Below are 20,148 nucleotides of genomic sequence, written 5' to 3' on the forward strand. Positions count from 1 at the left end.
TGCAAGAACTACAAATTATCTATCACGTATCCAAGGGAGCGCGTCTCACGACGATCTCCCAACCGAATTGCTTGACGACCATAGAGCGTTGGAACCACCTGATCCCATCCCGAACTCAGTAGTGAAACGACGCATCGCCGATGGTAGTGTGGTGCTTCACCATGTGAGAGTAGGTCATCGTCAAGCTCCTATACGAAACCCCAGATCGCCTAGCGGTCTGGGGTTTCTTCTTTGTGCGCGGAAAAAAGCAGGGCGCGCTGCGCAATTCGCGAACGTTCTGCTGCGTGTGCTGAACCCTACGATATGTCGGCGCTTGTCTGCGCTCGGGTAGAATGCGCGAATTCTCCTGGGGACCTGCATGTCTGACTCGCTGCCCGAACCATCCTTGTCATCCTTGCCGATCGAGCAGTTGATCGCCTGTCATGAGTGCGACCTATTGATGCGCAAGCCGGTGCTGCAGGACGGCGAGAGTGCCGAGTGCCCGCGTTGTGGTTATGAGTTATTCCGTCATCGCCATCATGTGGTGCGACGCAGTCTGGCCCTGGTCGTGACGGCTCTGCTGCTCTATATCCCGGCCAACTTCCTGCCGATCATGCAACTCAATCTGCTGGGACAGACCTCGCAGGACACGGTCTGGAGTGGGGTGATCGGGCTGTATGAAAGCGGTATGCAGGGCATCGCCGTGGTGGTGTTTCTGTCCAGCATGGCGGTGCCGTTGCTCAAGCTGCTTTGCCAGTTGCTGGTGCTGCTCAGCATTCGCATCGACTTTGGTCGCAGCTACGGCTTGTTGCTCTACCGGATCTACCACCACATGCGTGAGTGGGGAATGCTCGAGGTTTATCTGATGGGCATCCTGGTGGCGATGGTGAAGCTGATGGACCTGGCTGACCTGAGCCTCGGCCTGGGCCTGTTCTGCTTCATCGCGCTGTTGCTGGTGCAGGTCTGGCTGGAGGTGACCATGTCGCCGCATCAGATCTGGGAAGCCTTGTCCGGGGAGGATATCCATGCGGGCGATTGATGCGGGGTTGTTGGTCTGTCACGAGTGTCATCAACTCAACCCTGTCGACGTCGAGGCCAAGCATCAGTACTGCAGTCGCTGTGGTGGCCTGATTCATGCGCGCCGGCCTGACAGTCTGATCAGAACCTGGGCGCTGCTGCTGACGTCGGCGATTCTGTATATCCCGGCCAACCTGCTGCCGATCATGACGGTCAACAGCTTGGGCAAGGGGTCGCCCTCGACCATCATGGGCGGCGTTCTGGAGTTGATTCACTTGGGCATGTTGCCGATTGCCGCAGTGGTGTTCATCGCCAGCATTCTGGTGCCCACCTTCAAGCTGGTGGGTATTGCTCTGCTGTTGTATTCGGTACAGCGACACCAGCCGATGTCTGCCAGACAGCGGATGCTCATGTACCGCTTCATCGAGTGGATTGGCCGTTGGTCGATGCTCGATATCTTCGTCATCGCCATTCTGGTGGCCGTGGTGAATTTTGGCAGCCTGGCCAGTATCGAAGCTGGAGCCGGTGCCGCCGCCTTTGCCAGTGTGGTGATACTGACCATGCTGGCTGCACTGACTTTCGACCCCCGTCTTATCTGGGACAACACGGAAACCGATCATGACTGACCTTCCTCTGGCCAAGACACGTCCTGCTTCGAACTGGTCGGCCATCTGGGTCCTGCCTCTTATCGCACTGCTGATCGGTGGCTGGCTGGCCTGGCGTGCCTACAGCGAGGCCGGTATTCAGGTCGAGTTGATCTTCGCCAGTGGCGAGGGCATCCAGGCCGGCAAGACCGAGTTGATGTACAAGGGCATGGCGGTCGGCAAGGTCACGGCCATCAGTCTGGATTCGTCCGGAGACAAGCGTGGCGTCCTGGCGCAGCTGGAGGTCAACAAGGAGGTCGAACAACTGCTCCGCGAAAAAACGCGTTTCTGGTTGGTCAAACCCAATGTCAGTCTGGCCGGTATCAGTGGTCTGGAAACGCTGGTTTCCGGTAACTACATCACCTTCAGCCCCGGTGATGGCGAACCCTCGCGCAGCTTTACTGCCCTGAATCAGGAGCCGCCGATGGGCGACGATGTTCCGGGGCTGCATATCACGCTGAAGGCTGAGCGGCTGGGCTCGCTCAATCGTGACAGCCCTGTGTTCTACCGACAGATTCAGGTCGGTCGAGTCAAGAGTTACACCTTGGGCGAGGATCAAAGCACGGTAGAGGTGAAAGTGTTCATCGAGCCTGCTTACGCGCATCTGGTGCGCAAACACACGCGCTTCTGGAATGCCAGTGGCATCAGCGTCGATGCCGATCTTTCCGGTTTCAAACTGCGTAGCGAGTCGCTGGCCAGCATTGTCGCTGGCGGTATCGCTTTCGCTACGCCCGAACACCGTAAAGACAGCCCGCCCACCGATCCCTCGCTGCCGTTTCGTCTTTATGAGGACTACGACGAGGCCCAGGCGGGGATCAAGATCGTCGTGAAACTCAGCGATTTCGATGGTTTGCAGGAAGGCCGAACGCCGGTCATGTACAAGGGCATTCAGGTGGGTTCGCTGAAAGCCCTGAAGGTCGATCGCGATCTCAACAGTGCCACGGCCGAGCTGACCATCGACCCACTGGCGGAAGACTACCTGGTGGAAGGTTCGGACTTCTGGGTGGTCAAGCCCTCGATTTCTCTGGCTGGTATCACCGGCCTCGAGGCATTGGTGAAGGGTAACTACATTGCCGTGCGCCCAGGCGAGAAGGGCAGTCCGCCGGCGCGCAGTTTCGTCGCCCGCAGCAAGGCTCCACCTCTGGATCTCGGTGCGCCGGGCCTGCATCTGGTGCTGTTCACCGATCAGCTCGGCTCCATCGAGGTCGGCAGCCCGGTGCTCTACAAGCAGATCAAGGTGGGGTCGGTACAGAGTTATCAGCTGGGACGCGATAACCGCCAGGTGGTATTGGGCGTGCATATCGAGCCGGACTATGTGCACCTGGTGAATACCTCCACACGGTTCTGGAATGCCAGCGGCATCACCCTCAAGGGCGGGTTGTCTGGTGTCGAGGTCAAGAGCGAGTCCTTGCAGACTCTGTTGGCAGGTGGCGTCGCCTTCGAAACGCCTGACTTGCAGGCGGCCAGGTCGGGACGTCAGGTGCAGCGCTTCGCTTTGCATGCCGACCGCGAAAGCGCTTTGCAGCTAGGGCAGCAGATCACCATCCGCGTCGCCGATGGCGATGGTCTGCAGCCAGGTACGGCTGTGCGCTACAAAGGTCTGGAGGTCGGTAAGGTCGAGAACCTCAGCCTGACCGATGACCTGAAAGCGGTGACGCTCAACGTGCGAATCACTCAGGCTGCCGAGCAGATTGCCCGTGAGGGTTCGCGGTTCTGGGTGGTGAAGCCGGAGCTGAGCCTGACCCGTGCAGAGAACCTCGGCACGCTGGTCAGCGGTCAGTATCTGGAGGTACAGCTGTCGACGCAGAAAGGCGCCCGCCGCACCCAGTTCACTGCACTGCCAAGCCCGCCGAATCAGGCAGTGCGCGAGGATGGCCTGCGCCTGGTGCTGAGCGCACCACGGCGTGGTTCGATCAAGCCGGGGGTGATCGTCAGCTACCGCGAGGTGCCAGTGGGCAAGGTGGTGGATTTCGAGCTGGGGCCGACCTCTGATCGTGTGCTGATCCATGTATTGATCGAACCACGCTACGCACCGCTGGTGCGCTCGGGCAGCCGTTTCTGGAATGCCAGTGGTATCGGTGTCGATGCCGGTCTGTTCAAGGGACTGAAGGTGCGCACCGAGTCGCTGGAAGCGTTGATCGAGGGCGGTATCGCTTTCGCCACGCCGAACAATCCGGAGATGGGCGGGCCGGCTCAGCCGGGGCAGACCTTCGCGCTGTTCGACGAGCCGCAGGAGGCCTGGATGCAGTGGGCGCCGAAGATCGTGCTGGAGCAGTGAGCCAATCATGGCAATGAAAAGGGCCGCATTGAGCGGCCCTTTTCATTTTGGCGGCTATAAAAGATCGCGGCTGAAGCGGAATGCCGCCCAGCCGTGACCGTAGGAGCGGCTTTAGCCGCGATGCGTTCAGGCCGGCTCGGTGGCTTCCTCCTGCACAGGCGCCTGAGCCTTGGCACTTTCGCGCGGCTTGATGAACTTCCAGTCCGCCTCGTCGATATAGATGCCGTTGGGGCCGCTGCCGCCTTCCAGGTCGATGGCCACGTGGGCCGAGACCTGCGGCTTGACCGAGGCCAGGATCGGTACGAAGCCCAGCTGCAGGCTGGTTTCGATCAGTGCCTGCTGGTTGCGTTCGTCGATGTCCGCAGCCTCGTCGAGGTAGTAAGGCAGGCGCACGCGCCCGGCCTGCTCGCGATCCATCAGGTGCAGCAGCAGGTACATGTTGGTCAGCGCCTTGATGGTCATGGTGGTGCCGTTGCTGGCTGCGCCATCGATGTCGGTGTGGATGATCGGCTGGCCATGCACCTTGGTGATCTCGAAGGCCAGCTCGAACAGATCCTTCAGGCCCAGCTGGTTGCCGTTGGCGGCGACCAGGCGCGACAGATAGTCCTTGGCTTCCTCGTTCTTGGCATCCTGATCGGCCGACTGCGACAGGTCGAACACCGACAGGGTTTCGCCTTCCTCGTACTGCCCGGCGCTGTGGATGATCTGGTCGATATGGCGCAGGGCTTCCTTGTTCGGTGCCAGGACGATGCGGAAGCTTTGCAGGTTGGAGACCTGGCGCTTGTTGATCTCGCGGTTGAACAACGCCAGTTGGTGTTCCAGGTTGTCGTAGTCGCTGCGGATATTGCGCAGGGTACGGGCGATATCGGTGACCGCTGCGCGGCGCGCCTTGGCCAGGGTTAGCGCCTCGTCCTGACGGTGGGCATAGGCGTTTACCAAGAGTTGCAGGCGGCGCTCGACGTCGTCCTCGCTGTCGAACTTGGCCACGCCTTTCAGGCGCACCTGGGCGTACAGCGCCTCGATCTGGTTGTCGATACGCTGCAGCGCCTGCCAGGTGTCCTGATAGTCGTTGAGTAGCGGCAGCAGGTTGTCCAGCGAGTCGTCCACCGGCTCCATGAACGGCGTGCCGAACGGCAGGTCGGCCGGCAGCAACTGGCGGCGACGCAGGGCGTCTTCCAGGGTGCGTTCCTTGGACTCCAGATCACCGATCTGACGGCTGATCAGTTGCAGCTTGGCGGAAATCTGCTGCACGCGCTCGGCGAAGGCATCGCTGGCGCGCTTGAGTTCATCCTGGGCGCCTTCCAGTTCAGCCAGGCGCTCCAGCTTCTGCGGCTCCTCGGCGGCCAGGGTCTGGCTCTTGCGGAAGTCCTCCAGGGCTTTCTGTGCGTCCAGCACGGCCTGGTACAGGTTTTCGGCCTGGGCCTTGCTGGCGGCGCGGTCAGCGGCGACCGACTGCTGGGTCTTGAGCTGCTTGAGCTCGCGCTCCAGGCGATCCTTCTGGTCGCGCAGGGCGGCGCGGTCGGCCAGTGCCTGCAGGGCTGGCGGCTCGATATGGCTGAGGTCGATGGACAGGCCTGGCACGGCGAAGGTGTCGCCCTTGAAGCGATCGAGCACCGCTTCGACCGCCTTGACCCAGTCGTCACCGTCGGCCTGGATACCTTTCTCGCCCAGCGGCAGGCTGAACAGTTGGCCGTTGAACAGGCGCATCAGGCGGTCGACGTCGGCCTGGCTGAACTCCTCGCGCAGGCGCGAGTAGCTGTTGTTGTCGGCGTGATCGAGCTGCTGCTTGACCGACTTGAGGCGTTTTTCCAGGTCGCGCAGACGCTCGTCCAGGTCCTCGCTGGAGAACTGGCGCGACTGCGCCAGAGCGCCGGCCAGTTCGTCGTGGGCATCCTTGGCGGCGAGCAGTTGCTCTTCCAGCACCTTGGCGTTTTCCACCAGGGCGAAGCGGTTCTTCAGCACGGACAGCTCGCCCAGCCAGCGCTGGATTTCGCTGATTTCGCGCTCCAGGCGCATCAGCTCACTGGTGCCGCCACGCTGCTCGTTCTGCAGGCCATCCTGTTCGTTCTTGTAGTGCTCGGCCTGGATCACCAGCTCTTCCTTGCGCGCATCGGCGTAGTCGTGCCAGGTGCCCAGCAGGTTGTCGAGCAGCGGCGACAGGCGATGCAGCTTGCCGCGCAGGATCTCGCGCTGGCCAACGCCCGAGGCCAGTGCTTCGATCAGCGGGCCGGCGGTGACCAGGGCCTGGTAGTCCTGCTCCATGCGGCGTACGTCGCGGAAGGCTTCCTCGGTGGCGGCGATGTAGTCGACGCTGCCCGAGCGCAGGCTGTGCTCGAAGGCATCGAGGAACAGCTGCTTGAGCTTGGCCGCGGTGATCTCGCGCATGTGCAGCAGGTTGATGAACAGCGCGCGGAAGGTCTTCAGGCTTTGCTCGCTGGTCGAGCGCAGCGGGATCAGGGTCAGGTCCAGCGGGATGCTGGTGTGACCGCCGACCAGCAGGCGACGCAGTTCGTCGGGCTTCAGCTCGTAAGCGGTGATGCCGGCCTGGCCGAGGTTCTTGAACAGCTCGCGTTGGCGCAGGCAGGTGCCGTTTTGCTGGTAATGCTCCAGGTCCAGCTCGCCGGCGTAGGCGAAGAACTGGTGGCCGAAGCCGCCACCCGGGCCACGACCGGCCACGCCGATCACATGCGGGCCGTGGGGCAGGGCAACTTCGACGAGGATGTAGCTGGTGTCACTGGCGAAGTAGAACTTGCGCGAGGCTTCCAGGCTGTACTTGCCGAAGCTCATGTCCGACATGCGCGCCAGGATGGGGAACTGCAGGGCGTTGATCGAGGCGGATTTGCCCAGGTTGTTGGCGCCGTACACCGACAGCGGGTTTTCCAGCGGGAACAGGCCGAGGCTGTAGCCGGCGGTGTTCAGCAGGGCGAAGCGGCGGATGCCGTAGCGTTCCTGGCTCATGCGTCCATCTCCTGTGCGGCACGTTCTTCGGCCATGGCACGGGCCAGGGCATCTTCCTCGGATTCTTCGCTGTCGATGACAGCCGTGTCGGCGTCGCCGTCATCGTCCAGCAGCACCGGTGCCGGCAGCGGCAGGTCGCTGCTGTGCAGACTGGCGGCCAGGTCGCGATCGTGTTGCACCGACAGGCAGACATCGAGGAAACGGTGCATCGGCGGCAGGAAGCGGTACACGCCGTTGCTGTCCTCGGCGAAGCCGAGCTGGATGAGGCGGCGGATGATCTTGTCTTCCAGCTCCTCGAAGGTGGTCACCTCGGCCTGCAGGAACAGGTCGCGGTACTTCTCCAGCAGAGCGGGCAGCTCGTCACGGCCAATGCTGCCGCCATCGAGCACGGAGAGCGGGTCGCGGCCCTGGTCAGCGAGATGTTCCACGAGGATGAAGGTGAACAGCGCCAGGCGCTGGGCGGTCTTGTTCACCTGCGGCGCGACCTGCTCGGGCACGAAGTAGTAGAAGCCGCGCGGGTCGCAGACCAACTCGAAACCGAGGGCGCGGAACAGGGCGCGGTACTGGTCCTGCATGCTCGACAGCTGGGCGTAGCACTCCGGCTCACTGCGCGAGATGTGGTAGCCCTTGAACAGGTCGCGGAAGGCGGCCGCCAGCTGGGTCATTTCTTTCAAATCAATGTTCATACGTCGTGCTCACGGGCAGTCGTAGGGTGGACGGCGCTGTATCCGTCCACCGCATGGCAATCAAAAAGGTGGAAAAAAGCTGGCGTTGGCTGCGCGCCCCGGTCCCCCCTACGTGTTGGTCATGCATCGGGGCGGCCCACCAGGGCATAGGAGCTGATACTGATTTCATGCTCGCGGGTCAGGTAGGTCTGACGTTGCAGGCGGTCGCGCTGGAAGCGGCCTTCGCGCGACAGGCGCGAGAACCAGTAGAGCAGCTCGTCGGTGGCGCCTTCCGGCTCCTGTTCCAGCAGCCAGGTCATCAGATCCGGCAGCGGCAGGGCCTGTTCGCAGCGTTCGATCATCTCGCGCGCGGTCTTCGGCGCCTTGGGCGCGCCGCCCTTGCGGCTGCCGCTGGCCTTGGGGAAGTGCGCCGGCTTGGCTTCGAAGCGGGCCAGGGCGTAGACGTAGGCCTCGACCTGGCTGGCCGAGCCCAAGAAGTTGCTCTGCGGCCGGGTGAACAGCGGCATGGCCGCCTGCGGCACGGCGTCGATGCCCTTCTTGCGGATTACCGACAGTGCCAGCGCCGCGCCACGGGTCACGGCGTTGTGCCGGCGCGCTTCCTCGCGCAGCGGCAGCAGCAGTTCGCGGGCCTTGCGCAGGGTCAGCTGGGCGGTGGTCTGCATTTCCAGGATGCGTGCGTGGGTGCGCAGCAGCAGGTCGTCGTCGACAAGCTGGCCGAGGCGCTGCTGGTCGCCGAGCAGGCGCAGCAGTACCTGTTCGACGCGGCGCACGCCCTGCTCGAAGGCGCCGTCGGCGGCGACCAGCTGGATCATCGGCTCGACGTATTCGTCCCAGGTGGCCAGCACCTCGGCGTAGCGCTGGCGCAGCGGAATCTGCCGATCCGAGGTCTTGGCCCGGTCGGCCACCCCGACCAGCGCCTGTTCGTCGTTGGCCAGCTTCTTGAGGACGTCCCTGACGCGCATATCGAGCAGGCGCAACTGGCGCGCCAGGTCGTTGGCGTCGCGTACCTCGAAGGCGTCCTGGATGTAGCCGGCCAGGCGTTCCAGATGGCGCAGGTAGGCTTCGATCTCCAGGCACAGGCCGAGGCGGTGCTCGCGGCGCAGGTAAGCGAGAAAGTCGTGAATCTGCGCGTTGAGCTCGAAGCGGTTGGGGCTCTTGGCCACCGGCACCAGGATGTCCAGGCGAATCCAGGTGTCGAGCAGGGCTGTGGTGTCGCTGGGCGTGGAGTCGGGCAACTGCGTGGTGAGCTGGCCGCGCAGCTCGACCAGGCTCAGGGTGCCCGCGTCGAAACGTTCGCAGAGCGGTTCGAGCAACGTCCAGTGTTCGGCGAGGGCGCGCAAAACGCGCTTGGGATCGATCATCGAGGCGCCGGGTTCCAGGCAAGTGAAAAGGGGCAATTGTACTGCAAGCTGCAGGCCGGGTTTGAGTCCGAATCGATCAGAGGCAGGTGACTCGTTGCACGGAGCAGGCAGGTTGCCTCGCGTGGAAAGTGAGGTGTTACGTCGTTGTTGCCGCCGGTAACACCAGTCGGGCGGCGAACTGGGCGCTGGCGGCCATTTGCCTGCTCTTTCTCGACTATGGGTCGGGCCGCTCTGGCGCTGCTGTCCCTATAGTGGCCATAAGGATTCGAGCCGGAGTGCTCGACGTCACTATAAGAACAGGGGTTTTGCCATGCGCCAGTCCTTTCGCTTTGCTAAACATGCTCTGGCATTGGTATGCGCCGCGGCCTTGAGCGGCCCGGTCCAGGCCAACATGGTCGAGCTGGAGGACAGCGAGCTGTCGGACATCACCGGGCAGGCGTTCATCAACCTCAGCACCGATGCCGCTGGATCACTCAATTACACCCGGATCAATTTTGGCCTCAAGGTGGACACTCAGCTCAACATCAAGAAGTTGGAGCTGGGTGGGTACACGCGCGCGGGTGAAACGCGGGCCTCGGACATTCTGATCAACAACTTTGCCCTGGGCACAGTCGGTGCCAACGACAGCATCAACCCTTTTCAGATCGTGGATCCGTACCTGGAACTGGCATACGAGGGGAATCAGGTCGTTGGTGTGCGTATTGGTTTCGGTGAAGCCAAGGGTGTGCTGTCGGGCGACATTTCTCATCTGACCGGCAAGATCGCGGTGGATCTCGAGGGTAAGGCCAAACCGCTGCTCGACGAAGCCAACTTCTTTCAGCGTTTGCTGCTCGGTGCGACGGTGAACGAGAACTCGACCATTCGTTCCGAGGCCGAGTTGGTGAACAACGGCACGCCGGATTCCGTACGGGCCAACCAGGCCGGGCTGAAGGATGGTTCGGTCGTGCAGTGTGTCGCCAACTGCAATCTACTAGGTGGGTTGTTGAGCGCGTTTCCCTCTCAAGGTTGTCAGATCATCGGCATTTCCACCTGCTTTAACCTCAGTCAGTTCCAGTCGCTGAACATCGGTAACGTCAGCGCGCCTGGTATGGATCAGGCTGCCAAGGGGGTCTTCATCTCGCTGCAATTAAAGGATCTGCAATGGCGAGATATGGATACTTCCGAACTGATCAATACCGTCGCAGGTGCGTTTCTCAATATTCCCAAGTACCGCGATGCCAACGGCAACCTTGTGGCGGGGATAAAATTCGACTTCAACCAGGCGCTTAACGGTATCCCGCGCCAAGACACCTGCCTTGGCAGCGCCGTCTCGGGGTGCTGACCATGGATATTCGCGCACTCCACTTGCTGCTTGGCGTAATGCTCGGCGCTTCGGCCCAGGCGATGGAGCCGTTGAGCGATGCCGAGCTGTCCGACGTGCAGGGCGCCGGCCTTGGTTTCGTGCTCGATCAGGTGCTGCTCGACGGTTCGGGTGCGCAGATCGTGATCAACGACATCACCGACGGCCAGGGGCGCAACGTGCCCATCTCGGTGAAGAATCTCTACCTTGGTGCTGCCGGCAGCAACAAGGGCAGCAACCTCAATCCGGTGACCATCGGCAGCATCGATCATCCGTTCGAACTGGAGCTGGCCAAAGGCGAAGAGCTGCGCAGCCTGCGCGATGACGGCCAGTGGGTACAGACCACGCCGAACGATATCACCGTGCTGTCGTTCAAGTTTCCCGAACGCCTGGTCGCCGGTGGCAATCCCTGTCTCGATGGCTATGCGGCGGCTGGTTCGAACTGTTCTACCGGTGCCAGTGGTCGCGCCGATCTCGGCGTGCGCTTCGACTTCCAGGTGGCGGCCGGGCGCACCGAGATGCTCGCGCTGGACTTTCACCAACTGGTAATGGACGGCTCCTACCTGCGCCTGTGGGGCGACCCCGGGCAGAACGGCAACGGTGAGCTGGTGGGCGAGGCACGCATCAATATCTTCGCCAAGACCCTGGAGGTGATGTCCTGCGCCCAGGCCGACTGCAACACCGCGGGCGAAACCGCAGCGCAGCGTGGTGCGCGCACGCTCTATATCACCAACGGCTACGCCAACATCGCCCTCGGTTACGGCAAGTCGCAGCCGCTGCGCCTGCGCTCCAGCGCCGACGGTCAGTTCGTGCTGGAACTGCAGAATCCCACCAGCGGCGCCTCCACGGCGGCGCAACGCCAGGCCCTGGCCAGTGACTTCTATGCCAACGCGCCGCGCACCAACCTGGTGTTCGAGAACCTGACCGTCGGCGGTACTCGAAGCAGCCCTACCGCGGTGCCCACCGGTGGCTACAACTTTGGCCGCAACGAAATCTCCGGGCTGAGCTTCAACTACCTGAAGGTGAGCAGCTATGACCTGCGCTAGAACGGTTGGAGTACTGCTGTCGTTGCTGCCGGCTCTGGCGCTGGCGGAAATGCAGGCGCTGGACGACAGCTCCCTCAGCGAGATGACTGGGCAGGGCGGGGTTTACCTGTCTGGCGAGTTCAGCATCAACAAGGATGGTGGTGTGCTCTGGGGCACGCCGACGACCAACGACCCGGCGCAGTGGACGGCCAACCAGCGTAGCTGCGCCCTGGCCGGTGCAGCCAGTCCGGAAAGCTGCGGCATGCGTGTGGCCGTGCGCTCCGGTGCCAACTCCGGCTGGTACGTGCTGGACAACCTCAAAGGCATCTTCAGTTTCGAAGGTCTGACCCTGGACACCCGCACGCTGACCAGCGCCAGTGGTGAGCGCGAGGTGCTGGCGCTGGGGCTGCCCAACGAGATTCGCTTCAAGGACGGCAACTTCTCCTTCGGTGTGGCCAGCCAGGGTGGCTGGAAGAACAAGGCGCTAAGTGCCGCCAATGGTGGTGATCCGAGCTATCAGCAGACCAACATCTTCTCGGCCAAGATCGATGGCGCCATTCGCATGCAGGGCAGCGTGCTGGTGTTTCCCACGAACTGAGGAGGGCGGATCATGCAGCGTTATGGATGGCTGGCGGCGCTCGCACTTGGCAGTTCACCGGTGTGGGCCATGCAGGCGTTGGACGATGACGGCCTGGCTAGCGTCAGTGGTCGTGGTGGTATCAGCATCGAAACCGCCGGTGGCGGCTGGTCGGCCGAAAGTCTCGAATACCGCGAGGACGGTCAGAGCCTGCGAGTCGAAGGTATTTCCAGTCGGCCGCAGCAGGCCGGCAGTGTGTCTACCACGACGGTCGACGTGATCGATGATCGCCTGCATGTCGAGCACCAGGGGCGGCCGAACGAACTGGCGGTGAATGCCATCGGTTTCGCTGGCAGCGACAAGAGCTTCGGCGCCTTTCGTGCTTTCTATACCCTCGGCGCCAGCCTGAAACTCAGCGGCGGCGGGGCCAGCGGCGTGGCTGGTTTCAGCGTCGATGGCAGCCGCTTGAGTCTGGATGCGGTGACCTTCTATTACCGTGACAACGGCTTCGATCTGATCGTGCGTGATGCCTCGTTCGATGCCTACCTGAACAACGCCTACCTGGACATCGTCAGTGGTGGCAACGGTTCCGCCGTGCGCCTCGATCTGGGCGATACGCGCTTCGTCGCGCATGTCGGCGGCATCGGCCTGGATCTGGCGCATGGCGATCCGCAGGTCGGCGTTGCGGTAACGCCCGACCTGCCGGATACGCGACACCCGGACCATGCGCGCAGTTTTGGTCAGCTGGACATGGATCTGCGCCTGGGCGGCAGCATCCGCATTGCCGGGGGTGGCGCCAGTGGTGAGGGGTTGCGCTTGATTCCGCAGATCACCATCGCCAGCAGCCTGTTCCAGTACAAGGACGACGGTGTGCTGCGCGCCGAGAACTTCGTCGGCGTGCTCAGCAGCCAGAACGGCATCACCCTCGATCTGGCCGAGGACAGCAGCGGGCACTATGCCCAGCTGGCCTTCCAGGATCTCAAGCTCAATGCCGGCCTCGGTGGCCTGATCATCGGCAACCCCAACAATCAGAAGATCGGCAGCCTGGCGCTCGACCTCAATTTTCAGGATGAGGGCGCACGGCAGAACTGGTTCAAGCTACGGCCGGGTGGTGACCCCAACTCAGGGCTCAAGGGCATCACTGCGGACGTGTCATGGAACATGGTCAGCAGCTCGGTCTCGCTCACCGATAACGGCAACAGCATGTGGTTCAGTGGCCTGCGCACTCATGGCAGCGGCCAACTGACGGTCGACCTGACCAGAAGCTGCGCCGGAGGGATCAGCCTCGGCTGTTACGCCGGCAGTGCCAATACCCAGCCTGGCAGCGGCGGCTATGACGGTCATTTCGACGGTCTGCGCCTGGGTTTGAACAACGTCAAGGGCAGCTACAGCTTCGATGGTCTGCGGGTCGGTCGCGCCGATGCGCCGTTGCAGGGCGGTACCGAGTTGCTGGTCCTGCTGGAAATCTTCCCGGCCTACGATTTCACCCTCAACGGCCAGCTCACGTTGCGCCCCGGCGGCGCCAGTGGCGACGGCGTAGGCTACAACGCCGATTTCTTCGTCACCGAGGCCAATGCGGCGATTACCGTCGATGAAACCGGCAAGGGCCTGTGGCTGGCGGGTACGCGCTACGACATGCACTTTCGCGACGGTTCGCTGGACGTGACCCAGAATGGCGTGCAACTGAACAAAGGCACCTACTGGTCGACCCTCGATGTGCACGACGTGCGCTGGGGTGACCGCAGCACCGGGCAGAGTCTTGGCCGCATCGTGCTGCGGCGCTACGAGCAGGGTTCGACTCTCAGTATCAGCTCTGGTGGTGCGGGGGCGCTGTGCGTCGGTGGCAGCGGCGCCAGCGCATCGGCCTGCACCTCCAGTGGCGGTCGCTGGGAAGATCGTGGCAACGAAGGGCTGACGGCGGGCTTGAAGAACGTCTTCGTGCGCGATGCTTCGGGCAATCCGGCAGCTAGCGTGTCGACCAGCGAGAAACGCAACCAGCTGATCATCGAGACGGATCGGGTCGGCGGCGTCAACGGCACGGGGGCGCAACTGGTGGTGGACAACTTCCACACCTCCGATGGCAACCCGAGCGATGCCAATGCCAACACCTATGGCGTGCGCGTGGACCTCAACCTCGACGTGGCGCCGACCAAGGTCTGCGACAAGAGCGCCAGCGGCTGCCCGCCGGTCTCACCGGACCCGTTGGGTTTTGCCGTCAATGGCCGGGTGCACTTCAAGGAAATCAACATCGACCGCATCCAGAACGTGCACCCGACGGGTGGTGCGGTCACCTCCATATATGGCATGAAACTGCAAAATGCCGATATTCGCGCCAACCTGACCGCTACGCCGATCAACTGATAGGCCTGCAGGCAGTGACCGGCGCGGCCAAAGCCCCTCCCACAGAAATGGCCGCCGGATCGGTCATACCGCTGTAACCGCCCTGTCTTAAGGTCTTCGTCCAGGCGGGCCAGGCTCCGGTCATCACCGGTTGTACAAAAAATCCCCAATGCCCTTTCGATATGCGTCGGTTATCGGCACAATTCGCGTCCACTTTTTTTCGGGGGCCCTTGAGGCACCCATTGGCTGACCTTGCTGGGGCGACGACATGATCCAGACGCCGTACTACCTCATCGACAAACAGAAGCTTCTGGTCAATCTGGAGAAGATCGCCTACGTGCGCGAGAACTCCGGTGCCAAGGCGCTGCTGGCGCTGAAATGCTTCGCCACCTGGTCGGTGTTCGACCTGATGCAGCAGTACATGGACGGCACCACCTCCAGCTCGCTGTACGAGCTGAAGCTGGGCCGGCAGAAGTTCGCCGGTGAAACCCACGCCTACAGCGTGGCCTGGGCCGACGACGAGATCGAAGAGATGGTCGCCAACTGCGACAAGATCATCTTCAACTCCATTGGCCAGCTCGAGCGCTTCGCCGAGCGCACCGAGGGCACCATCCGTGGCCTGCGCGTCAACCCGCAGGTGAGCAGCTCCGACTACCTGCTGGCCGACCCGGCGCGTCCGTTCAGCCGCCTGGGCGAATGGGACCCGGCCAAGATCGAGCAGGTCATGGGGCAGATTTCCGGCTTCATGTTCCACAACAACTGCGAGAACGGCAGCTTCGAGCTGTTCGACAAGATGCTCACCACCATCGAGGAGCGTTTCGGTCACCTGATCGCCCAGGTCGAGTGGGTCAGCCTCGGTGGCGGCATTCACTTCACTGGCGAGGGCTATCCGATCGATGCCTTCTGCGCGCGCCTTAAAGCCTTCTCCGAGAAGTACGGCGTGCAGGTGTATCTGGAGCCCGGTGAAGCGGCGATCACCCTCAGCGCCTCGCTGGAAGTCACCGTGCTCGACACCCTGTACAACGGCAAGCACCTGGCCGTGGTCGACAGCTCCATCGAAGCGCACATGCTCGACCTGCTGATCTATCGCCTCAACGCCAAGATGGCGCCCAATGACGGCGAACACACCTACATGGTCTGCGGCAAAAGCTGCCTGGCCGGCGATATCTTCGGCGAGTACCAGTTCGACAAACCGCTGCAGATCGGTGATCGCCTGTCGTTCATCGACGCCGCCGGTTACACCATGGTCAAGAAGAACTGGTTCAATGGCCTGAAGATGCCGTCCATCGTGGTGAAACAACTCGACGGTAGCATCGAGGTGGCTCGCCAGTTCGGTTTCGACGACTACCTGTCCAGCCTATCGTGATGCCAGGTAGGGTGGACGACGCTTCATTCGTCCACCATTTGCCAAACGAGGGTGGATGAGAAACGCGTCATCCGCTCTACGCTTTCCAACGTAACAATTGTCTAGAAACGCAGTACCCAGGAGGTGGAACAATTGAAGAAGAATGTCCTGATCATTGGTGCAGGAGGTGTTGCCAAGGTGGTGGCCCATAAGTGCGCGCAACACAACGACGAACTCGGTCGTATTGCGATTGCGTCGCGCAACATCTCCAAATGCCAGGCCATCATCGACAGCGTACAGGCCAAGGGCGGGCTCAAGCAGCCCGGCGAGATCAAGGCCTATGCACTGAACGCCCTGGACGTGGAAGCGACCAAGGCGCTGATCCGTGAAACCGAGTCGCAGATCGTCATCAACGTGGGCTCTGCCTTCCTCAACATGTCCGTGCTGCGTGCCTGTATCGATACTGGCGTGGCCTACCTGGACACCGCGATCCACGAAGACCCGAGCAAGATCTGTGAAACCCCGCCGTGGTATGGCAACTACGAGTGGAAGCACCTGGCCGAATGCCAGGAAAAAGGCGTGACCGCCATCCTCGGGGTCGGCTTCGATCCGGGCGTGGTCAACTCCTACGCCGCTTTGGCGCAACAACAGTACTTCGACAAGATCGAGTCGATCGACATCCTCGACGTCAACGCCGGTTCGCACGGCAAGTACTTCGCCACCAATTTCGACCCGGAAATCAATTTCCGCGAATTCACCGGCACGGTCTACAGCTGGCAGAACAGCCAATGGACCAGCAACAGCATGTTCGAAGTCAAACGCACCGACGATCTGCCGGTGGTGGGCGAGCAGAACCTGTACCTGACCGGCCATGACGAGGTGCACTCGCTGTCCAAGCACCTCGACGTACCGAACGTGCGCTTCTGGATGAGCTTCGGCGACCACTACATCAACGTGTTCACCGTGCTGAAGAACCTCGGCCTGCTCTCCGAGCAACCGGTCAAGACCGCCGAAGGTCTTGAAGTGGTGCCGCTGAAAGTGGTCAAGGCCGTGCTGCCCGATCCCGCCTCGCTGGCGCCGGGCTACAGCGGCAAGACCTGCATTGGTGATCTGGTCAAAGGCACCAAGGATGGCCAGCCGCGCGAGCTGTTCATCTACAACGTCGCCGACCACGCAGATGCCTTCGCCGAGACCGACAGCCAGGGTATCTCCTACACCGCCGGCGTGCCGCCGGTCGCCGCTGCGCTGCTGGTGGCGCGTGGCGAGTGGGATGCCAAGCGCATGGTCAACGTCGAAGAGCTGCCGGCCGAGCCGTTCCTGGGGCTGCTGGATGTGATGGGCCTGCCCACCCGCATCAAGGACGAGCACGGCGACCGTCCGTGGAATCAGCCCGTCTGAGATCGCGCGCAGCATGAAAAAAGGATCGCCTCGGCGATCCTTTTTTCGTTACGCGGCGCGCTTCACACCGTGACCACGCCCAACAGCGCGGCGGCGGCCAGCATCACCAGGCTGATGCCCCAGGCCCACAGCACGGTGTAGCGGATGTGTTTGTACAGCTCGACCCCCGCCAGGCCGATGGCCAGGTACACGCTCGGTACCACCGGGCTGACGCCAAAGCCGGTGTTCTCGCCGATCAACATGGCCTTGGCCACCGCAGCCGGGTCGACACCCGCTGCTACGGCGACATCGCGGATCACCGGCAGCAGGGCGAAGTAGTAGGCATCCGGTGAGAACAGCATGCCCAGCGGCACGCCGAAGGCGCCAATGATCACATGCAACCAACTTGCCGAGCCTTCCGGCAGCACGTTGATCATCCAGTGCGCCATGCCGTTGGACATCCCTGCGCCGGACAGCACGCCGAGCAGGATGCCGGCGGCGAGCATCACCAGGGCCATCTGCAGGGCGTCGCTGGCATGGCGCATCACGGCGGCGTTTTGCTCGCTCAGGCTTGGGTAGTTGAGCACCAGAGCCAGGCCCAGGCCGACCATGAAGCAGGCGAACAGCGGGAAGGCGCCGGTGAACAGACAGGCGAGGATGGCCACGGTGAGCCCCAGATTGCCCCAGTAGCGCCAGGTGCGCGGGCTGAGCAGGGTCGCGTCGTTGTCGGCCGAGGTTGCGGCCGAATGCTTGCCGGTGTCGCCAGTGCCCGCCAGGCTGCGTTGTGCGCGGCGGCCGAGGAACACTGCCAGGCCCATCACCAGCGCCAGGCCGATCAGCTGAATCGGGATCAGCGAAATCCACAGCTGCGAGGCGTCGATGCCGGTCACGGCCGAGGCGCGCGCGGTGGTGCCGCCCCAGGGCACCATGTTCATTACCCCGGCACTGAGCACCACCAGGCACAGCAGCATTTCCCGCTTCATGCCCAGACGCAGGTACAGCGGCAGCAGGGCGGGAATCACCAGCAGGAAGGTGGCGGCGCCGATGCCGTCCAGGTGAGTCACTGCCGTCACTGCGACGGTCACTACCGCCACGGCCAGCGGCTTGCCACCGGTGCTGCGCAGCAGGAAGTTGACCAGCGGGGCGAACAGGCCGCGCTCGCGCATGATGCCGAAATAGAGGATGGCGAAGATGAACAGCGTTGCCGTCGGGGCCACGGCTTTCAGCCCCTCGGTAATGAACTTGCCGATTTCGGCCGGGGTGAAACCGGCCAGCGCACAGGCGATGACCGGTAGCAGGGTGAAGGCGACCAGTGGGGTGATACGTCGCATCAGAATCAGGGCGACGATGACGAACATCAGGGTAAAGCCGAGGGCAGTGATCATGCCGGTATCTCCGATTTTATTGTTGTTGGAGTCGCGGTGAGCGGGGAAGGGCGGTCAGCCAGGCGGCGGCAGCCTCAGGTCGAGCAGCAGGTAGCTCAGGCTCTTGCCGTGGCGGTCGATACCGGGGCTGGCGTTGACGCCGCCTTCCAGGGCGTCTTCGACGACGAAGTTGAGGCCGCCCAGGTTGGGCAGCTCATAACGCCGCACCTGGCCGATGCGCCGGTGTGCCAGGCAGGCGGCGACGCGCTCGGCGGTTAGTTCGGCGGCCAGCCAGGGGTAATGCGCGGCGTCATAGGCGAACACCGCGACGCTCAGGGTGTTGCCCTTGTCGCCTGCGCGGGCGTGGGCGTAGTCGCACAGCAGTACTTCGGCGCTCATCAGAACCACTCCACGTATTGTTGAACCTGGTCGCGCTCGATGAGAAAGCTCGCCGTGGACAGCGACTCGCTCAGGTAGCGGCGCACCCCACCACCACCGGCCGGGCCATTGGTGTAGAGCGATTCGGCGTCGAGCAGCAGGCGTTCGAGCAGCGTCTTGTCGCGGTCGATGAAGCTGATGCGCACACGCACGTCCTGCACCTGCTGCGCCTGCGCCAGGCGTGCGTCCAGCCACTGGCCGGCGCGGTCGTTGAACAAGCTGGCGACGCCGATCAGGTCGATCCAGGGTGTCAGCCGTGGCGCCAGCCGCGCGCTGCGTTGCAGCAGGATGTCGCGGGCCAGGGCGGCGCGGGCCAGGGCACCTGGGCCGGCATAGGAAATCTCCGCCTCGGCGAACCACTTGCCGCGCAGACCGACCAGGCCCTTGAGGCGCGCCGGGCGTGGATGGCCGCGCACACCCTCGACCGCTACCTGGTCGGCGGCCACCTGGCGCACACGAGCCTGGCTCAGATCGAGGGTCACGTCCGGGGTCAGGTAGGCCGCCGGGTCGTGGACTTCATACAGCAGCTGCTCCTTGACCGTCTGCTCGGTGACGCAGCCGCCGGTGCCGGCGGCCTTGCCGATGATGATCTGCCCATCGGCGCTCACCGTGGCGATGGGGCAGCCAGGGTTGGCTGGATCCGGCACGTCCTTCAGGCCCGGATGGGCAAAATAGCCGCCCGTGACCTGGGTGCAGCATTCGAGCAGGTGGCCGACGGTGGTGGCCAGCGCCAGGTGATCCCAGTCATCGGCCTGCCAGCCAAAGGCATGGCGCAGGGGGCCAACGGCCAGGCAGGGGTCGGCGACGCGGCCGCAGAGCACGATGTCGGCGCCTTCGCCGAGCGCCTGGGTGATGCCTTCAGCGCCGGTGTAGACGTTGACCGACACCACCTCGCCATCGAGTGGTGCGGGCAGCCACTGTTGCAGGTCGATGTCGCGGGCCAGCAGGTCATCGCCCAGTACGCAGGCGATACGCGCCGCTGCGTGGCGGGTGCCCTGCAGGTGCTGGCGCAGGCGCCTGGCGGCGGCTGCCGGGTTGGCCGCGCCGCCGTTGCTGATGATGGGGATGCCGGCGTCCAGGCAGGTTTCCAGCACCGGCTCGAGAAACTCGAACAGACGTGCGGCGTAGCCGCTGTCGGCATCGTGCAGACGGCGCAGTTGCGCCTCGGCCAGAGTGCGCTCGGCGAGCAGTTCGAAGAACAGGAAGCGTTGCCCGTCGCGACCTGCCAGGTCGTTGGCCAGCGCCAGGGCGGCATCGGGGCGGTCGTTGGCGAAGCCAGCGCCGCAGCCGATATGCACGGTTTTTGTCATTGTCGAGCCCGTTTGCAATTCGCTATGGCGCCATCCTGAGTGGGCTGGATTAAGTTGTGAATTCGAAATGTGGTATCAATTGATAAGACATTTTTATAAGAGGGGGTGAT

Annotated in this window: 15 protein-coding genes and 1 rRNA gene; 10 read left to right on the forward strand and 6 right to left on the reverse strand. The window is 63.0% G+C overall.

Going from position 1 to position 20,148, the window contains the following annotated elements:
* The first annotated feature begins 70 nt into the window (after nt 1–70).
* From rrf to PCLY_RS18370, 4 genes are all read left to right on the forward strand, one after another.
* Nucleotides 71–186: ribosomal RNA gene (gene rrf, locus PCLY_RS18355) — 5S ribosomal RNA — on the forward strand.
* 172 nt (nt 187–358) lie between these two features.
* Nucleotides 359–1,018: a paraquat-inducible protein A gene (locus tag PCLY_RS18360; RefSeq protein WP_061241044.1), complete on the forward strand. Its 660-nt coding sequence runs from the start codon at nt 359–361 to the stop codon at nt 1,016–1,018.
* On the forward strand, nt 1,005–1,622 hold the full coding sequence (locus PCLY_RS18365; RefSeq protein ID WP_061241045.1) for a paraquat-inducible protein A: 618 nt from the start codon (nt 1,005–1,007) through the stop codon (nt 1,620–1,622). The genes PCLY_RS18360 and PCLY_RS18365 overlap by 14 nt, the downstream gene beginning before the upstream one ends.
* Complete coding sequence (locus PCLY_RS18370; protein WP_061241046.1) at nt 1,615–3,918, forward strand: PqiB family protein; 2,304 nt, start codon at nt 1,615–1,617, stop codon at nt 3,916–3,918. The genes PCLY_RS18365 and PCLY_RS18370 overlap by 8 nt, the downstream gene beginning before the upstream one ends.
* A gap of 126 nt (nt 3,919–4,044) precedes the next feature.
* On the opposite strand, the gene mksF is transcribed toward PCLY_RS18370, so the two are convergent.
* From mksF to mksB, 3 genes are all read right to left on the reverse strand, one after another.
* Nucleotides 4,045–6,876: an Mks condensin complex protein MksF gene (gene mksF / locus PCLY_RS18375; protein WP_061241047.1), complete on the reverse strand. Its 2,832-nt coding sequence runs from the start codon at nt 6,874–6,876 to the stop codon at nt 4,045–4,047.
* Nucleotides 6,873–7,562 carry an Mks condensin complex protein MksE gene (gene mksE / locus PCLY_RS18380; protein WP_061241048.1) on the reverse strand — a complete coding sequence of 230 codons (690 nt, stop codon included), beginning with the start codon at nt 7,560–7,562 and terminating at the stop codon, nt 6,873–6,875. Before mksE ends, mksF begins: the two co-directional genes overlap by 4 nt.
* Before the next feature lie 119 nt (nt 7,563–7,681).
* Nucleotides 7,682–8,923 (reverse strand): Mks condensin complex protein MksB, encoded by a 1,242-nt coding sequence (mksB, locus tag PCLY_RS18385; RefSeq protein WP_061241049.1) that lies wholly within the window; start codon nt 8,921–8,923, stop codon nt 7,682–7,684.
* Between the two features lie 310 nt (nt 8,924–9,233).
* Between mksB and PCLY_RS18390 the strand changes: the two genes are divergently transcribed.
* The 6 genes from PCLY_RS18390 to PCLY_RS18415 all read left to right on the forward strand — a co-directional run bounded on the left by PCLY_RS18390 (nt 9,234) and on the right by PCLY_RS18415 (nt 16,947).
* Nucleotides 9,234–10,244 (forward strand): DUF6160 family protein, encoded by a 1,011-nt coding sequence (locus PCLY_RS18390; protein WP_061241050.1) that lies wholly within the window; start codon nt 9,234–9,236, stop codon nt 10,242–10,244.
* A gap of 2 nt (nt 10,245–10,246) precedes the next feature.
* Complete coding sequence (locus tag PCLY_RS18395) at nt 10,247–11,308, forward strand: hypothetical protein (protein ID WP_061241051.1); 1,062 nt, start codon at nt 10,247–10,249, stop codon at nt 11,306–11,308.
* Nucleotides 11,295–11,885, forward strand: coding sequence for a DUF6160 family protein (locus tag PCLY_RS18400; protein ID WP_061241052.1), 591 nt, complete (start codon nt 11,295–11,297; stop codon nt 11,883–11,885). Before PCLY_RS18395 ends, PCLY_RS18400 begins: the two co-directional genes overlap by 14 nt.
* A gap of 12 nt (nt 11,886–11,897) precedes the next feature.
* Nucleotides 11,898–14,225: a DUF6160 family protein gene (locus PCLY_RS18405; RefSeq protein ID WP_061241053.1), complete on the forward strand. Its 2,328-nt coding sequence runs from the start codon at nt 11,898–11,900 to the stop codon at nt 14,223–14,225.
* A 247-nt stretch (nt 14,226–14,472) separates the two neighbouring features.
* On the forward strand, nt 14,473–15,570 hold the full coding sequence (locus PCLY_RS18410; RefSeq protein ID WP_061241054.1) for a carboxynorspermidine decarboxylase: 1,098 nt from the start codon (nt 14,473–14,475) through the stop codon (nt 15,568–15,570).
* Nucleotides 15,571–15,702: 132 nt separating this feature from the next.
* Nucleotides 15,703–16,947 (forward strand): saccharopine dehydrogenase family protein, encoded by a 1,245-nt coding sequence (locus PCLY_RS18415; RefSeq protein ID WP_061241055.1) that lies wholly within the window; start codon nt 15,703–15,705, stop codon nt 16,945–16,947.
* Nucleotides 16,948–17,009: 62 nt separating this feature from the next.
* On the opposite strand, the gene PCLY_RS18420 is transcribed toward PCLY_RS18415, so the two are convergent.
* Genes PCLY_RS18420 through PCLY_RS18430 form a run of 3 tightly spaced genes read right to left on the reverse strand, consistent with a single transcriptional unit; the run spans nt 17,010 to nt 20,038 of the window.
* Nucleotides 17,010–18,311, reverse strand: coding sequence for a CitMHS family transporter (locus PCLY_RS18420; RefSeq protein ID WP_061241056.1), 1,302 nt, complete (start codon nt 18,309–18,311; stop codon nt 17,010–17,012).
* Nucleotides 18,312–18,365: 54 nt separating this feature from the next.
* The gene (locus tag PCLY_RS18425; protein ID WP_082768105.1) at nt 18,366–18,689 is read right to left on the reverse strand and encodes an AtuA-related protein; all 324 of its coding nucleotides are present in this window, start codon (nt 18,687–18,689) and stop codon (nt 18,366–18,368) included.
* Entirely contained in the window at nt 18,689–20,038 is a 1,350-nt protein-coding gene (locus PCLY_RS18430) for an acyclic terpene utilization AtuA family protein (RefSeq protein ID WP_061241058.1), read from the reverse strand. Before PCLY_RS18430 ends, PCLY_RS18425 begins: the two co-directional genes overlap by 1 nt.
* Nucleotides 20,039–20,148 lie beyond the last annotated feature (110 nt).

Origin of the sequence: Ectopseudomonas composti (genome assembly GCF_001567565.1) — a bacterium.
Taxonomy (GTDB): Bacteria; Pseudomonadota; Gammaproteobacteria; order Pseudomonadales; family Pseudomonadaceae; genus Aquipseudomonas; species Aquipseudomonas composti_A.

Excerpts from the sequence above, each read along its gene's own strand:
- PCLY_RS18360 (WP_061241044.1), top strand. The coding sequence starts at position 359 with ATGTCTGACTCGCTGCCCGAACCATCCTTGTCATCCTTGCCGATCGAG.
- PCLY_RS18365 (WP_061241045.1), top strand. The coding sequence starts at position 1,005 with ATGCGGGCGATTGATGCGGGGTTGTTGGTCTGTCACGAGTGTCATCAA.
- PCLY_RS18395 (WP_061241051.1), top strand. The coding sequence starts at position 10,247 with ATGGATATTCGCGCACTCCACTTGCTGCTTGGCGTAATGCTCGGCGCT.
- PCLY_RS18425 (WP_082768105.1), bottom strand. The coding sequence starts at position 18,689 with ATGAGCGCCGAAGTACTGCTGTGCGACTACGCCCACGCCCGCGCAGGC.
- mksF (WP_061241047.1), bottom strand. The coding sequence starts at position 6,876 with ATGAGCCAGGAACGCTACGGCATCCGCCGCTTCGCCCTGCTGAACACC.
- PCLY_RS18420 (WP_061241056.1), bottom strand. The coding sequence starts at position 18,311 with ATGATCACTGCCCTCGGCTTTACCCTGATGTTCGTCATCGTCGCCCTG.
- PCLY_RS18400 (WP_061241052.1), top strand. The coding sequence starts at position 11,295 with ATGACCTGCGCTAGAACGGTTGGAGTACTGCTGTCGTTGCTGCCGGCT.
- mksB (WP_061241049.1), bottom strand. The coding sequence starts at position 8,923 with ATGATCGATCCCAAGCGCGTTTTGCGCGCCCTCGCCGAACACTGGACG.
- mksE (WP_061241048.1), bottom strand. The coding sequence starts at position 7,562 with ATGAACATTGATTTGAAAGAAATGACCCAGCTGGCGGCCGCCTTCCGC.
- PCLY_RS18390 (WP_061241050.1), top strand. The coding sequence starts at position 9,234 with ATGCGCCAGTCCTTTCGCTTTGCTAAACATGCTCTGGCATTGGTATGC.
- PCLY_RS18370 (WP_061241046.1), top strand. The coding sequence starts at position 1,615 with ATGACTGACCTTCCTCTGGCCAAGACACGTCCTGCTTCGAACTGGTCG.
- PCLY_RS18410 (WP_061241054.1), top strand. The coding sequence starts at position 14,473 with ATGATCCAGACGCCGTACTACCTCATCGACAAACAGAAGCTTCTGGTC.
- PCLY_RS18405 (WP_061241053.1), top strand. The coding sequence starts at position 11,898 with ATGCAGCGTTATGGATGGCTGGCGGCGCTCGCACTTGGCAGTTCACCG.
- PCLY_RS18430 (WP_061241058.1), bottom strand. The coding sequence starts at position 20,038 with ATGACAAAAACCGTGCATATCGGCTGCGGCGCTGGCTTCGCCAACGAC.